The organism is Streptomyces sp. YGL11-2 (assembly GCF_050054615.1).
Classification (GTDB): Bacteria; Actinomycetota; Actinomycetes; order Streptomycetales; family Streptomycetaceae; genus Streptomyces.
In genome coordinates this window covers 203,431-218,109 of sequence record NZ_JBNHIN010000010.1, presented here as the reverse complement: position 1 = coordinate 218,109, position 14,679 = coordinate 203,431, and the positions used below count along the sequence as shown (strand labels likewise).

11 protein-coding genes are annotated in these 14,679 nt (G+C 72.4%); 10 read left to right on the top strand and 1 reads right to left on the bottom strand.

Annotated features, from left to right (window positions below):
* Positions 1-13 precede the first annotated feature (13 nt).
* Complete coding sequence (locus tag ACO1BR_RS14545; protein ID WP_426795471.1) at positions 14-1,183, top strand: beta-1,3-glucanase family protein; 1,170 nt, start codon at positions 14-16, stop codon at positions 1,181-1,183.
* A gap of 98 nt (positions 1,184-1,281) precedes the next feature.
* On the opposite strand, the gene ACO1BR_RS14540 is transcribed toward ACO1BR_RS14545, so the two are convergent.
* A complete protein-coding gene (locus tag ACO1BR_RS14540; RefSeq protein WP_426795504.1) occupies positions 1,282-3,087 on the bottom strand; it encodes a glycoside hydrolase family 15 protein in 1,806 nt (601 codons plus the stop codon).
* Between the two features lie 416 nt (positions 3,088-3,503).
* Here ACO1BR_RS14540 and ACO1BR_RS14535 point away from each other — a divergent pair, with 416 nt between their 5' ends.
* The 9 genes from ACO1BR_RS14535 to ACO1BR_RS14495 all read left to right on the top strand — a co-directional run bounded on the left by ACO1BR_RS14535 (position 3,504) and on the right by ACO1BR_RS14495 (position 14,662).
* Entirely contained in the window at positions 3,504-5,174 is a 1,671-nt protein-coding gene (locus ACO1BR_RS14535) for a CTP synthase (RefSeq protein ID WP_426795470.1), read from the top strand.
* A gap of 96 nt (positions 5,175-5,270) precedes the next feature.
* Entirely contained in the window at positions 5,271-5,897 is a 627-nt protein-coding gene (locus ACO1BR_RS14530) for an NUDIX domain-containing protein (protein ID WP_426795469.1), read from the top strand.
* 174 nt (positions 5,898-6,071) lie between these two features.
* Entirely contained in the window at positions 6,072-8,183 is a 2,112-nt protein-coding gene (locus tag ACO1BR_RS14525) for a tetratricopeptide repeat protein (protein ID WP_426795468.1), read from the top strand.
* A gap of 167 nt (positions 8,184-8,350) precedes the next feature.
* The gene (gene ald, locus ACO1BR_RS14520) at positions 8,351-9,466 is read left to right on the top strand and encodes an alanine dehydrogenase (RefSeq protein WP_426795503.1); all 1,116 of its coding nucleotides are present in this window, start codon (positions 8,351-8,353) and stop codon (positions 9,464-9,466) included.
* A 488-nt stretch (positions 9,467-9,954) separates the two neighbouring features.
* The gene (locus ACO1BR_RS14515; protein ID WP_426795467.1) at positions 9,955-10,971 is read left to right on the top strand and encodes a ParA family protein; all 1,017 of its coding nucleotides are present in this window, start codon (positions 9,955-9,957) and stop codon (positions 10,969-10,971) included.
* Positions 10,956-11,582: a hypothetical protein gene (locus tag ACO1BR_RS14510; protein ID WP_426795466.1), complete on the top strand. Its 627-nt coding sequence runs from the start codon at positions 10,956-10,958 to the stop codon at positions 11,580-11,582. Before ACO1BR_RS14515 ends, ACO1BR_RS14510 begins: the two co-directional genes overlap by 16 nt.
* A 92-nt stretch (positions 11,583-11,674) precedes the next feature.
* Positions 11,675-12,853 (top strand): segregation/condensation protein A, encoded by a 1,179-nt coding sequence (locus ACO1BR_RS14505; protein ID WP_426795465.1) that lies wholly within the window; start codon positions 11,675-11,677, stop codon positions 12,851-12,853.
* Entirely contained in the window at positions 12,850-13,569 is a 720-nt protein-coding gene (gene scpB / locus ACO1BR_RS14500) for an SMC-Scp complex subunit ScpB (protein WP_426795464.1), read from the top strand. Before ACO1BR_RS14505 ends, scpB begins: the two co-directional genes overlap by 4 nt.
* Positions 13,532-14,662 carry a pseudouridine synthase gene (locus ACO1BR_RS14495; protein ID WP_159509892.1) on the top strand — a complete coding sequence of 377 codons (1,131 nt, stop codon included), beginning with the start codon at positions 13,532-13,534 and terminating at the stop codon, positions 14,660-14,662. Before scpB ends, ACO1BR_RS14495 begins: the two co-directional genes overlap by 38 nt.
* Positions 14,663-14,679: the final 17 nt, after the last annotated feature.

Here is a 14,679-nt window from a genome sequence, read left to right as displayed (position 1 = left end):
CTAGGAGCAGCCCGTGATCACCCGTCGCAGCCTCCTCGGCGGCCTGGCCGCCGGTGCCGCCGCCACCGCCGGCCTGGCAACCGCCGCCCGCGCCCTCGGTGCCCCCGCCCCGGCCGGCCCGTCCGCCGCCGGCCTGCCGCTGCACATCGTCAACACCTCCGGCGCCTACGCCAACTCCTCGATCCGGATCTACATCCTCGGCAACGACGGCACCCAACAGGTCCGCGTCACCGCCGACGGGCAGCTCAAGCCCGTCACCCTCGCCGACAACGGCCCGGACGGCTTCACCGACTACGCCATACCCCTCGCCGCCAACGGCACCACCACCCTCCAACTCCCCCTGATGTCCGGCCGGATCTACGCCGCCCTCGGCGGCAAGCTCAGGATCAAGGCGGTCGCCGACGGCAACGGGAAGCCCGCGCTGGCCTACCCCGCGGGCTGGGTCGCCGGCGACCCCAACTACGACGTCCTGCACGACTGCGCGGAGTTCACCCACACCGCCGGCGGGATGTACTGCAACACCACCATGGTCGACATGTTCAGCGTGCCGCTGGCCCTGCGGCTCACCGGCGCCAGGGACCAGACCACCGGCACGCTCAGGGACGGCGCCCGCGCCCGGATCTTCTCCGACGTCAAGGGCGCCGAGGGCTTCGACCGCCTGGTCATCGGCGACAAACGCGTCATCGCACCCGGCCACGGCCTGGACGGCGGCCTGTTCGGCAAGGACTACCTCGCCCCCGCCATCGACGAGGCATGGACCGCCTACGCCGCCAAGGACCTGACCGTCACCACCAACGCGGGCACCTTCACCGGCCGGGTCAGCGGCGACCGGCTCGGCTTCACGGGCCCCAAGGCGGTCTCCTTCGCCAAGCCCTCCACCCGCGACGTCCTCTTCTGCGACGGCACCCTCGCCGCCCCCAACGACGGCACCCTCGGCCCGGTCGCCGCCGTCCTCGGCGCCGCCCTCAACCGCTCCACCCTCACGACCCACCCCGCCCAGCCCACCACCGACCCGGCCACCTTCTACCGGGAGCGGCTCACCAACCACTACGCCGCCGCCATGCACGCCGCGACCCGGGACGGCAAGGCGTACGGCTTCGCCTTCGACGACGTCGCCGGCTTCGCCTCGTACATCGAGGACCCCGCCCCGAAGGAGCTGACCCTCACCCTGACCGCGTTCTGAGCCCGGCCGCCCGCGGCCCCCGGTATGCGAAAGGTGCCGCCCGGACCACCGGGCTCCACCCCGGAACGCGGGAACGCCGGACGAGTGCCGGGGTACGGCTACCCCCCGTACGCCCCGCTCGCCGTCAGCCGCAGCGCGGTGTCGATCAGCGGAACGTGGCTGAACGCCTGCGGGAAGTTCCCCACCTGCCGCTTGAGCCGGGGGTCCCACTCCTCCGCCAGCAGCCCCAGGTCGTTGCGGAGCGAGAGCAGCTTCTCGAAGAGCTTGCGGGCCTCCTCCACCCGGCCGATCATCGCCAGATCGTCCGCCAGCCAGAACGAGCAGGCCAGGAAGGCCCCTTCGTCCCCTTCGAGGCCGTCCACGCCCAGCCCCTCACCGGCCGTCGGATAGCGCAGGACGAAACCGTCCTCGGTGCCCAGCTCCCGCTGGATGGCCTCGATGGTGCCGATGACGCGCTTGTCGTCCGGCGGCAGGAAGCCCATCTGAGGGATCAGCAGCAGCGACGCGTCCAGCTCCTGGGAGCCGTAGGACTGGGTGAAGGTGTTGCGCTCCTTGTCGTAGCCCTTCTCGCAGACGTCCCGGTGGATGGTCTCGCGCAGGTCCTTCCAGCGCTCCAGCGGCCCGTCCACGTCCCCGGACTCGATCAGCTTGACCGTGCGGTCGACCGCGACCCAGGTCATCACCTTGGAGTGCACGAAGTGCCGGCGCGGACCGCGGACCTCCCAGATGCCCTCGTCCGGCTCGTCCCAGTGCTTCTCCACCCACTGGATCAGCTTGATCTGGAGCAGCGAGGCGTAGTCGTTGCGGGCCAGCCCCGTCATGTGCGCCAGGTGCAGCGCCTCGGTGACCTCGCCGTAGACGTCCAGCTGGAGCTGCCCCGCGGCGCCGTTGCCGACCCGTACGGGACGCGAATTCTCGTACCCGGGAAGCCAGTTGAGCTCGTTCTCGCCCAGCTCCCGCTCACCCGCGATGCCGTACATGATCTGGAGGTTCTCCGGGTCGCCGGCCACCGCGCGCAGCAGCCACTCCCGCCAGGCCCGCGCCTCTTCGCGGTAGCCGGTGCGCAGCAGCGACGACAGCGTGATCGCCGCGTCCCGCAGCCAGGTGAAGCGGTAGTCCCAGTTGCGGATCCCGCCGATGCACTCCGGCAGCGACGTGGTCGGCGCTGCCACGATCCCGCCGGTCGGCGCGTACGTGAGCGCCTTCAGCGTGATCAGCGAGCGCACCACCGCGTCCCGGTACGGCCCGTGGTAGGTGCAGTGCTCGACCCACTCGCGCCAGAACTCCTCGGTCGCCTCCAGCGCGCCCTCCGGGTCCGCCGCGGCGGCCGGCGGCTGGTGGTGCGAGGGCTGCCAGCTGAGCGTGAACGCGATCCGCTCCCCGGGCGACACGGTGAAGTCGGAGTACGTCGTCAGATTCTTGCCGTACGTGTCCACGGACGTGTCCAGCCACACCGCGTCGGGCCCGGCGACCGCCACCGTCCGGCCGTCGACCTTGTGCACCCACGGCACCACCCAGCCGTACGCGAACCGCATCCGCAGCTCCGAGCGCATCGGGACCCGGCCGCTGACGCCCTCCACGATGCGGATCACCTGCGGCGCACCGTCCCGCGGCGGCATGAAGTCGATCACCCGGACGGTACCGCGGGGGGTGTCCCACTCGGATTCCAGAACGAGTGAATCCCCTCGGTAGCGGCGACGGTCGGCCTGCTTCGGGCCCTTGCCGTTGACCGGGCCCATCTGCCAGAAGCCGTGCTCCTCGGTGCCCAGCAGCCCCGCGAAGACCGCCGGCGAGTCGAAGCGGGGCAGGCACAGCCAGTCGACCGTGCCGTCCCGGCACACGAGAGCGGCGGTCTGCATATCGCCGATAAGTGCGTAGTCCTCGATGCGCCCGGCCACGTGCATCTCCCGTCGAACTGGAGTCACGCCCCCCATGGGACGTTATGTGCTGTCCGTCCTGCCCATGAAACAACGTCGCCGAGCAGCTGGACCGGAAATTTCGGGGCGGGGGTGGTGCCTGTTCCGGTCGGCTCGTAGCGAGTGTCCGAGCAGGATACGACGCGGTCGGGTGCGGCGCGCGGTGCTCACGGCACTAAGGGCTCCGAACGAGTGGCCCGGGTGATGTGGCCGCTCGCCGGAGTCGCCGGGAGCGACCATGCCCGGTCGCTGATAGCCTGGTACCCCGTGGACCGGTGGGACGCCCTGAGATGTCACGGCAGAAGTACGGCACCCCCGAACCGCAGCGACGGCACCCCTGAATCCCAGGACCGGCGCCACCTCGCACCTCTCCACCTCGCGACCACGGGAGTTCCCTCTTGGCCATGCCGCCCAAATCCACGACGACCAAGCACCTCTTCGTCACGGGGGGCGTCGCCTCCTCGCTCGGCAAGGGGCTCACGGCCTCCAGCCTGGGTGCACTCCTGAAGGCGCGCGGCCTGCGGGTCACGATGCAGAAGCTCGACCCGTACCTGAACGTCGACCCCGGCACGATGAACCCGTTCCAGCACGGCGAGGTCTTCGTCACCAACGACGGTGCCGAGACCGACCTGGACATCGGCCACTACGAGCGCTTCCTGGACGTCGACCTCGACGGCTCCGCGAACGTCACCACCGGCCAGGTCTACAACACCGTGATCGCCAAGGAGCGGCGCGGCGAGTACCTCGGCGACACCGTGCAGGTCATCCCGCACATCACCAACGAGATCAAGCACCGCATCCGGCGGATGGCGACCGACGACGTCGACGTCGTGATCACCGAGGTCGGCGGCACGGTCGGCGACATCGAGTCGCTGCCGTTCCTGGAGACCGTCCGCCAGGTCCGCCACGAGGTCGGCCGGGACAACGTCTTCGTCGTGCACATCTCGCTGCTCCCGTACATCGGCCCGTCCGGCGAGCTGAAGACCAAGCCGACCCAGCACTCGGTCGCCGCGCTGCGCAACATCGGCATCCAGCCCGACGCGATCGTGCTGCGCGCCGACCGTGAGGTCCCCACCGCCATCAAGCGCAAGATCTCGCTGATGTGCGACGTCGACGAGGCCGCGGTCATCGCCTGCCCGGACGCCCCGTCGATCTACGACATCCCCAAGGTCGTGCATGCCGAGGGGCTGGACGCGTACGTGGTCCGCAAGCTGGACCTGCCGTTCCGCGACGTGGACTGGACCCAGTGGGCGGACCTGCTCGACCGCGTCCACAACCCCGACCACGAGGTCCGGGTCGCGCTGGTCGGCAAGTACATCGACCTGCCGGACGCCTACCTCTCGGTCACCGAGGCGCTGCGCGCCGGCGGCTTCGCCAACCGCGCCCGCGTGAAGGTGAAGTGGGTCACCTCCGACGACTGCAGGACCCCGGCCGGCGCCGCCGAGCAGCTCGCCGACTGCGACGCGGTCTGCATCCCCGGCGGCTTCGGCGACCGCGGTGTGGACGGCAAGGTCGGCGCGATCACCTACGCCCGGGAGATCAAGCTCCCGCTGCTCGGCCTCTGCCTGGGCCTGCAGTGCGTGGTCATCGAGGCGGCCCGCAACCTGGCCGGCATCGAGGGCGCCAACTCCACCGAGTTCGACCCGGCCGCGGCCCACCCGGTGATCTCCACGATGGCCGAGCAGATGGACATCGTCGCGGGCGAGGGCGACATGGGCGGCACCATGCGGCTGGGCATGTACCCGGCCAAGCTCGCCGAGGGCTCGATCGTCCGCGAGACCTACGACGACCAGCCCTACGTCGAGGAGCGGCACCGCCACCGCTACGAGGTCAACAACGCCTACCGCGGCGAGCTGGAGAAGAAGGCCGGCCTGGTCTTCTCCGGCACCTCCCCGGACAACAAGCTGGTCGAGTACGTCGAGTACCCGCGCGAGGTCCACCCCTACCTGGTCGCCACCCAGGCGCACCCGGAGCTGCGGTCCCGCCCGACCCGCCCGCACCCGCTCTTCGCCGGCCTGGTGAAGGCGGCCGTGCAGCGGCAGCAGTCCGCGCGGAAGCCGGGCGCCGCGAAGTAGCCCGCGGCACGACGGATACCGTTGCCGGGGTACGGCCTCCTTCGCCGGGGCCGTACCCCGGTTTCCGCGTTGGCACCGTCGCACGAGAGGACGCGCATGGCGATCAAGGACACCCCGGAGGAGTGGACGGTCACCGCGACCACCACGCCGTTCACCGGCAACAAGACCAGCGTGCGCACCGACGAGGTCGTCATGCCGGACGGCGCCACCGCCCGGCGCGACTACCAGGTCCACCCCGGCTCGGTGGCGGTGCTCGCCCTCGACGACGCGGACCGGGTGCTCGTGCTGCGCCAGTACCGCCACCCCGTGCGCCAGCGGCTGTGGGAGATCCCCGCCGGGCTGCTCGACGTCCCCGGCGAGAACCCGCTGCACGCCGCGCAGCGCGAGCTGTACGAGGAGGCGCACGTCAAGGCCGAGGACTGGCGGGTGCTGACCGACGTCTACACCACCCCCGGCGGCTGCGACGAGGCGGTACGGATCTTCCTCGCCCGCGATCTGTCCGAGGCCGAGGGGGAGCGGTTCGCGGTCTCCGAGGAGGAGGCCGACATGGAGTTGGCGCGGGTGCCGCTGGCCGACCTGGTCCGCGGGGTGCTCGCCGGTGAGCTGCACAACAACTGCCTGGTCGTCGGGGCGCTGGCGCTCAGCGCGGCCCGTGCGGGCGCGGGCGTGGACGCGCTGCGGCCGGCCGACGCGCCCTGGCCGGCCCGCCCCTTCGAGGTCTGACCAGGGGCCGCACGGGGCCTCTTCCGCGCACCGGTCGGATGATCATCCGATCCGATCGAGTGACCCAACCGCCCTGCTCCGCACGGGACGTGACGGTTCGTGAACTACGCTCGGCAGCGTGCCCGTACGCGCTCGCGGCGGGCACGTACGCGCAGGTGGACGGGAGCGTGACCGGTGACGGACCAGGCGGTGGGCGGGGGGCACCTCGCGCCGGAGGCGGTGCGCGGGCCCGGCACGGCGGCACAGCAGCGGCGGACGCCGGGGCCCCGCCAGGACAGTGCCGCACCCCGCCCCGTCGCCGCCGGGTTCGCCGGCCGCCGCCGTGAGATCAAGGCCCTGCGCGCCGACATCCGGCGGGCCGGCCTGGACACCCTCTCCGGCCGCCGGGGCGCCCGCAGCCGGGTGCTGCTGATCGCCGGCCGTCCCGGGTCCGGCCGTACGGCCCTGGCCGAGGAGCTGCTGCGCGAGCTGGCGCAGGACTATCCCGACGGGGTGCTGCGCGCGGTACTGACCGGACGCGGCGGCGAACCCGTGGCCACCGACCGCACGGCCCGCGACCTGCTCGGCGCGCTGGGCGCCGGTGCCCCGCCCGGCGCCCCCGACGACGAGCTGACCGAGGCGCTGCGCGGCGCGCTCGCCGGGCGCCGGGCGCTGCTCCTGCTGGACGACGCACCGGGCGCCGAAGAGGTCGAGCCGCTGATCCCGGACGCCCCGGACTGCCTGGTCGTGGTGGTCTCCCAGGGGCCGCTGACCGGCATCCCGGACGTCCGGCCGTGCGCCCTCGGCGGGCTGGACGCCGCCGCGGCCGTGGAGGTGCTGTACCGCTACGCGGGACCGACCAGGATCACCGTCGACCCGCGGACCGCGGACGCCGTCGCCGAGGAGTGCGGCGGCCAGCCCGCAGCGCTGATACTGGCGGGCGCCTGGCTCGCCGCCCGCCCCAAGTCCTCCGTCGCCGACCTGCGCCAGGCGCTGCAGGCCGTCCCGGTGCCGCCGGCCCTGCCCACCGGCGACCTCCCCCTCTACCGCGCCTTCCACCTCACCTACGCGGCGCTGCCGCGGCCCGCGGCCCGGATACTGCGGCTGGCCACCCTCGCCCCGGACGGCTTGGTCGACGCCCATGTCGCCGCCGCGCTCGGCGGCTGCGCGGTGGACGCGGCGGCCACCCTGCTGCAGGACTTCGCCGCGCTCGGCCTGCTGCGGCCGGTGCCCGCCGACGACGCCCCCGGGGCCCCGCCCGCCGACGACGAGCCCTACCCCCGCTACCGGCTTCCCGGCTGCCTCGCCCCGCTCGCCCGCGAGCTGCTCGGGGAGCACGAGCGGCCGGCCGATGTGCAGCTGGCCCGCGCCCGGATGCTGGAGCGGACCGTACGGCTGCTCCAGTCCTGCCGGGCGGCGGCCGAACCGGCCGACTCCCCCGCGCGCCGGAGGGCCGCGGGGCTGCCGCGCGCGCTGCGCTTCCCCTCCCGGGCAGCCGCCGCGCACTGGCTGCGCACCCGCCGCGGCGCACTCCTGGACGCCGCGCGGATCGCCGTCGCGGACGGCCAACTCGACACCCTGGACCGGCGGTTGCTGGCCGCCCTGACTCGGGCGCTGCTCGCCCACCACGGCCCCGAGGCCGCCGCGCCCGACCTCTACATCCTGCACCGGCTCGTCCTGGAGGCCGCCACGCGGCGCGGGCTGCCGCGCGAGCAGGGCGCCGCCCTGCTGAACCTCGGCGACCTGGACGCCCAGGCGGGCCGCACCGTGCAGGCGCTGGCCCGCTACCGGGGCGCGCTGGAGGCGGCGCGCGCGGTGCGGGACCCGGCGGCCACCGGCCGGGCGCTGGAGTCACTGGGGGACAGCTACGCCGAGCTGGGCGACTGGACCCGGGCCGCCGACTGGTACGGGCGGGCGCTGGAGCTGCGGCTCGCCCGTGGCGAGCGGCCCGACGCGGCGCGGCTGCACGGCCGGATCGGCACCGCACTCGGCTTCACCGGCCGGTACGAGCAGGCGCTGAAGGAGTGCCGGGCCGCCGCCCGGGCCCACCGCAGGCTCGGTGATCTCGCCGGCCAGGCACGGGTGACGGCGGAGGCGGCTCGGGTCCACGAATACGCCGGGCGGCCGGAGGAGGCGTTGCGGAGCCTTCTGGAAGCCCTCGGCATCGCCCGCGAGGCGTCCGATGTGCGGGCCGAAACGGGGTTCCAGCTGCGGATTGCGGACACCCTCGACGTCCTCGGCGACCCGGCGGCGGCACGGCTCCATCGGGCCGCCGGGGAACGCCTTCGGGAAGAGCACCCCGACTGACCTACGAAATCGGTAGTGGCATTCCAAAAAATTAATGCTTTGCAAGGCTAGACAACATGAGGTCCTTCAATAGACTGGGCGGGCCGCGTACGGCGCGGTCAGTTCCGTCATGCGACGCATGAGGGGATAATTCCTCTGCAAGCTCTCATTCAAGGACCGTGATCGACGTGAAGGTCGGCATCCCCCGCGAAGTCAAGAACAACGAGTTCCGGGTGGCTATCACGCCCGCCGGAGTCAACGAGCTCGCCCGCAACGGCCACCAGGTCTTCATCGAGAAGGACGCCGGCCTCGGCTCGTCCATCACGAACGAGGAGTACGTCTCCGCGGGCGCCACCATCCTCGACACCGCCGATGAGGTCTGGGGCACCGCCGACCTGCTGCTGAAGGTCAAGGAGCCGATCGCCGAGGAGTACCACCGCCTCCGCAAGGACCAGACGCTCTTCACCTACCTGCACCTGGCCGCCTCCAAGGAGTGCACCGACGCCCTCCTGGCGTCCGGCACCACCGCCATCGCCTACGAGACCGTCGAGACCGCCGGCCGCCAGCTGCCGCTGCTCGCCCCGATGTCCGAGGTTGCGGGCCGGATCGCCCCGCAGGTCGGCGCGTACCACCTGATGCGCCAGGCCGGTGGCCGCGGCGTGCTGCCGGGCGGCGTCCCGGGCGTCCAGGCGGGCAAGGCCGTCGTCATCGGCGGTGGCGTCTCCGGCTGGAACGCCGTGCAGATCGCCGTGGGCCTCGGCTTCCACGTCACCCTGCTCGACCGGGACATCAACAAGCTCCGCGAGGCCGACAAGATCTTCGGCACCAAGGTGCAGACGATCGTCTCCAACGCCTACGAGCTGGAGAAGGCCGTCGTCGAGGCCGACCTGGTCGTCGGTGCGGTCCTGATCCCGGGCGCCAAGGCCCCGAAGCTGGTCACCAACGAGCTCGTCGCCAAGATGAAGCCCGGAAGTGTTCTTGTCGACATCGCCATCGACCAGGGCGGCTGCTTCGAGGACTCCAAGCCGACCACGCACGCCGAGCCGACCTTCCAGGTCCACAACTCGGTCTTCTACTGCGTCGCCAACATGCCCGGCGCGGTGCCCAACACCTCCACCTACGCCCTCACCAACGCGACGATGCCCTACATCGTGGAGCTGGCGAACCGCGGCTGGGTCGAGGCGCTGCGCCGTGACCCGGCGCTGGCCAAGGGCCTGAACACGCACGACGGCAAGGTCGTCTACCCCGAGGTCGCCGAGGCGCACGGCCTCGAGTGCACCGAGCTGCGCACGCTCCTGGGCTGAGGCGTCAACCGCACGCGTCAATGCCGCACAACCGGCCGGGCCTTGTCGACAGGGTCCGGCCGGTCGCATGTGCGACACGCCCCGGAGGCGGTTTTCGGCGGCCGGCTCTCAACTCGCCGCGAACGTAGCCCTTTAACCGATTCGCGTACCCCCGAAACATCGCGGTTGTGCGCTGTGCACCCTTGACATCGAGGGGTTCCGTTACCGACACATCGGGCCGGGTCACGCGGATTGTGTTGCTGCGGACGCCCGACACGCCATAGAGTCGCCAACCGTCGGCATGGTGCCACGCTGACCTATCGATAAGTTTCCTGGTCACATCCAAGGAGGTAAGACGACTTGTGAATGAGTCGACATTTACTCCCGGAGGTGGTCGGCCAGGAGCGGTTGCACGGGGCCAGGGTCCCTCGGGGCGCGAGGCTGTCGGCTCCGTAGCGGTCCACACCTTCGCAGCCCACCAGAGCATTTCCACGACAGCCCACCAGAGCATGGACGGCCATCACGTGAACGCCATGGCCGGCGACCGGGGCAGTGGAGAACCCGCCCGTCTCGCCGACTACGACGACCTGCCCGAGGGGCACTTCTACGATCCGGACGCGGAGTACGAACCGGACCCCGAATACGCGGCGACGCTCGCGCCGGACGCCGCGCGCCAGCGCCGCGAGCGCGTCGGCCCGACCGGGCGACCGCTCCCGTACTTCCCCATCCCGGGGCCGCTGTCGGATCACGGCCCCGCCAAAATCATCGCGATGTGCAACCAGAAGGGCGGGGTCGGCAAGACCACCTCGACCATCAACCTGGGCGCCGCACTCGCCGAATACGGACGACGGGTGCTGCTCGTCGACTTCGACCCGCAGGGAGCCCTGTCGGTCGGACTCGGCGTCAACCCGATGGAGCTCGACCTGACGGTCTACAACCTGCTCATGGAGCGGGGCATGTCGGCCGACGAGGTCCTGCTCAAGACCGCGGTCCCCAACATGGACCTGCTGCCCAGCAATATCGATTTGTCAGCGGCAGAGGTGCAGTTGGTCAGCGAGGTCGCCCGCGAGTCGACCCTCCAGCGGGCGCTCAAGCCGCTGCTGGCCGACTACGACTACATCGTCATCGACTGCCAGCCCTCGCTCGGCCTGCTGACCGTCAACGCGCTGACGGCCGCTCACAAGGTCATCGTGCCGCTGGAGTGCGAGTTCTTCGCGCTGCGCGGTGTCGCGCTGCTGACCGAGACGATCGAGAAGGTCCAGGAGCGGCTCAACCCCGACCTGGAGCTGGACGGCATCCTGGCGACCATGTACGACTCCCGTACGGTGCACAGCCGCGAGGTCCTGGCGCGCGTCGTCGAGGCGTTCGACGACCACGTCTACCACACCGTCATCGGCCGTACGGTCCGCTTCCCCGAGACCACCGTCGCGGGCGAGCCGATCACCACGTACGCGTCCAACTCCGTGGGTGCCGCCGCCTATCGCCAGCTCGCCAGGGAGGTGCTCGCCCGGTGTCACGCCGAGTGAGTCTGCCCGGAGCCGACGAACTGTTCCGTACCACCGGGGGCGTGGGCCTGCAGCCGTCCGCTCCCCGTCGCACGACGAACGGCGCCCCGGCCGGCGAGGCACCGCGCGTGCCTGCGCCGGCGGGCGAGTCGGACTCCGCCGCGGACGCGCCCGAGGCGGCCACCGCCGCCCGGCAGCGGCGGCCGGAGAGCGGCACGGACACCGAGGGCGCACCGGCCGCCGACGGCGGTTCAGCGGGGCGTACGGCGCCCGCCGAGCACGGCGGCCGGGAGCCGGAGCCGGAGAGCCCCAAGGGGCACCGGACGCCGGCGGGCCGGGCGGGCCGGGGCGAGACGGAGAGCGCGCAGGGCGCCGGGCCGGGCCGCCGCCGGGGCGGGCGCGGCGCCAACCGGCGCCCCAGCGGCCGGGAACGGCACGACGAGAAGATCACCGTCTATGTCTCCGCCGAGGAGCTCATGGACCTGGAACACGCCCGCCTGGTCCTGCGCGGCGAGCACGGCCTCGCCGTCGACCGCGGCCGGATCGTCCGCGAGGCGGTGGCCGTGGTCCTCGCCGACCTGGAGTCGCGCGGCGACGCCAGCATCTTGGTGCGGCGGCTGCGCGGTCGCTAGCCGCCCGCCGGATAGCCTCCTTCTTCGGCGGGACACCCCGCCGTGACCAGCCCGCCGCCCTGAGGCGCGGGACCGCAGCACCCTGGACCGCGATGCCCACGACCGACGACGACGCCCCCGCCCCCCGCGCCCGACGAGCCCTGGGCCGGGGGCCGGGGGCGGTCCCGCAGGCCGCACCGGAAGCCGCCCGGGAAACGCCGGCCCCGGGGGAGCCGCACGAGGCCGCTCCGGCGGACACCATGCCACCCGAGGCCGTGCCACCCGAGGCCGTACGGGGTGAGGCCGTACCGGGCGAGGCCGCGCCGCGGGAGGCCGCGGCCGGGGAGCCCGTAGCGGACGAGGCCGTGGCGGGTGAGGCCGCCGCTCCCGCCGACGAGGCTCCTCGGGAGGGCGGCGACGGCCGCTTCACCCTCCGGCTGGACAACTTCGAGGGCCCCTTCGACCTGCTGCTCCAGCTGATCTCCAAGCACAAGCTGGATGTCACCGAGGTCGCTCTGTCCAAGGTGACCGACGAGTTCATGGCGCACATCCGGGCGATGGGGCCGGACTGGGACCTCGACCAGACCACGGAGTTCCTGGTCGTCGCGGCCACGCTGCTGGACCTCAAGGCGGCCCGGCTGCTGCCCGCCGCCGAGGTGGAGGACGAGGCGGACCTGGCCCTCCTGGAGGCCCGGGACCTGCTCTTCGCCAGGCTGCTCCAGTACCGCGCGTACAAGCGGATCGCGGACATCTTCAGCGACCGGCTGGCCGACGAGGCCCGCCGCTACCCCCGTACGGTCGGGCTGGAGCCGCAGCATGCCGAGCTGCTGCCCGAGGTCGTCATCGGCATCGGGGCGGAGGGGTTCGCCAAGCTGGCCGTGAAGGCGATGCAGCCCAAGGCCAGGCCGCAGGTCTACGTCGATCACATCCACGCGCCCCTGGTGAGCGTGCGGGAGCAGGCCGGCGTGGTGATGGCGCGGCTGCGGGAGGTGGGCGAGGCCGGCTTCCAGGAGCTGGTCGCGGACGCGCCGGACACCCTCACCGTCGTGGCGCGCTTCCTGGCCCTGCTGGAGCTCTACCGGGAGCGCGTGGTGGCCCTGGACCAGGAGGAGGCCCTGGGGGCGCTGACGGTGCGCTGGACGGGCGCGGAGGGGGCTGCGCCGGTGGTCACCGACGAGTTCGACCGGGAGCCGGGCGAGGGTGAGCCGGACGGGCCGGCGGGCACAGCGGACACAGCGGGGCCGGCGGGAACGGCGGGCACGATGGACCAGGAAGAGGAGGCGCGGACGTGAGTGGCGCGGCGTACGACATCACGGAGCGGGGCCCCGGGGAGCTCCCGGAGGCCGCGGACGCGCCCACCGGGGCGCTGGGCCTCGAAGGGCTGGAGCTGAAGCCCGCGCTGGAGGCCGTCCTCATGGTCGTCGACGAGCCCGCGACCGAGGAGCACCTGGCCAGGGTGCTGGAGCGGTCCCGCCGGGCGGTCGCGCTGGCGCTGCGCGAGCTGTCCGACGACTACACCCGCGAGGGGCGCGGCTTCGACCTGCGGCTGGTGGCCGGGGGCTGGCGGTTCTACTCCCAGGCCGCGTACGCGGACGCGGTGGAGAGCTTCGTCCTGGACGGCCAGCAGGCCCGGCTCACGCAGGCCGCATTGGAGACTCTGGCCGTGGTCGCGTACCGTCAGCCGGTCAGCCGTTCCCGCGTCTCGGCCGTACGCGGAGTCAACTGTGACGGCGTGATGCGCACGCTCCTCCAGCGCGGCCTGGTGGAGGAGGCGGGGACGGAACCTGAAACAGGTGCGATCCTGTACAGGACGACGAACTACTTTCTGGAGCGGACGGGCCTGCGCGGCCTGGACGAGCTTCCGGAGCTGGCACCGTTCCTCCCGGAGGCGGACGCGGTCGAGGGCGACTCCGCGGAAGGTATGCCGTCGTTCGACGTAGACGACAGCGGCGACTCTCAGACGGATCATGATGCGAAGCAGCGGCAGGAACAGCAGCGGCAGCGGTAGGGGCAACCACCGCGGAGCGGATGGGGGCACCTCCCGGCCGAAGGCGGGGGGAAAGCGCGACGACAAGCAGCAGCGCTCGGGCCGCCCCCGTCCCGAGGAGCGCCGCTACGACGTGGGCGGATCCTCCGGGAGCGACGAGCGCCGGGGCGGCGGGAAGGGCGGCGCCCGCGGCGCGGCGGCCCGCGGCGGTGCCAAGGGCGGTCCCCGTACGGGCGCGTCCCAGGGCGGCCGGCCGGGCGGCAAGGACGGTCAGCAGCGCGGCCGCGGCCCGGCGCCCGCGCGGTCCCGTGAGTACGACGCCAAGATCGAGGAGCGCAACCGCGCCCGCTACGACAAGCCGCAGGTCAAGACCCCCAAGACCTTCGGCGAGCAGGAGGGCGAGCGGCTCCAGAAGGTGCTGGCCCGGGCCGGTATGGGCTCTCGGCGGGCCTGCGAGGAGCTGATCGAGCAGGCGCGCGTCGAGGTCAACGGCCAGGTCGTCATGGAGCAGGGTCTCCGGGTCGACCCGGAGAAGGACGAGATCAAGGTCGACGGCCTGACGGTCGCCACCCAGTCGTACCTCTTCTTCGCGCTGAACAAGCCGGCCGGTGTGGTCTCCACGATGGAGGACCCGGACGGGCGCCAGTGCCTGGGCGACTACGTCACCAACCGGGAGACCCGGCTCTTCCACGTCGGCCGGCTGGACACCGAGACCGAGGGCATCATCCTGCTCACCAACCACGGTGAGCTGGCCCACCGGCTGACCCACCCGCGCTACGGCGTCCGCAAGACCTACCTCGCCGCCATCCAGGGGCCCCTCCCGCGCGACCTGGGCAAGCAGCTCAAGGACGGCATCCAGCTGGAGGACGGCTATGCGCGCGCCGACCACTTCCGGGTCGTGGAGAACACCGGCAAGAACTACCTCGTCGAGGTGAGCCTCCACGAAGGCCGCAAGCACATCGTGCGCCGGATGCTCGCCGAGGCCGGCTTCCCCGTGGACAAGCTGGTCCGGACGCACTTCGGCCCGATCGCCCTGGGCGACCAGAAGTCGGGCTGGCTGCGCCGGATGACCAACACCGAGGTCGGCATGCTGATGCGCGAGGTCGACCTGTAGGCGGAGCCGCTTGCGGC

Excerpts from the sequence above, each read along its gene's own strand:
- ACO1BR_RS14540 (WP_426795504.1), bottom strand. The coding sequence starts at position 3,087 with ATGCACGTGGCCGGGCGCATCGAGGACTACGCACTTATCGGCGATATG.
- ACO1BR_RS14505 (WP_426795465.1), top strand. The coding sequence starts at position 11,675 with ATGCCCACGACCGACGACGACGCCCCCGCCCCCCGCGCCCGACGAGCC.
- ACO1BR_RS14530 (WP_426795469.1), top strand. The coding sequence starts at position 5,271 with ATGGCGATCAAGGACACCCCGGAGGAGTGGACGGTCACCGCGACCACC.
- ACO1BR_RS14515 (WP_426795467.1), top strand. The coding sequence starts at position 9,955 with ATGGACGGCCATCACGTGAACGCCATGGCCGGCGACCGGGGCAGTGGA.
- ACO1BR_RS14495 (WP_159509892.1), top strand. The coding sequence starts at position 13,532 with ATGCGAAGCAGCGGCAGGAACAGCAGCGGCAGCGGTAGGGGCAACCAC.
- ACO1BR_RS14535 (WP_426795470.1), top strand. The coding sequence starts at position 3,504 with ATGCCGCCCAAATCCACGACGACCAAGCACCTCTTCGTCACGGGGGGC.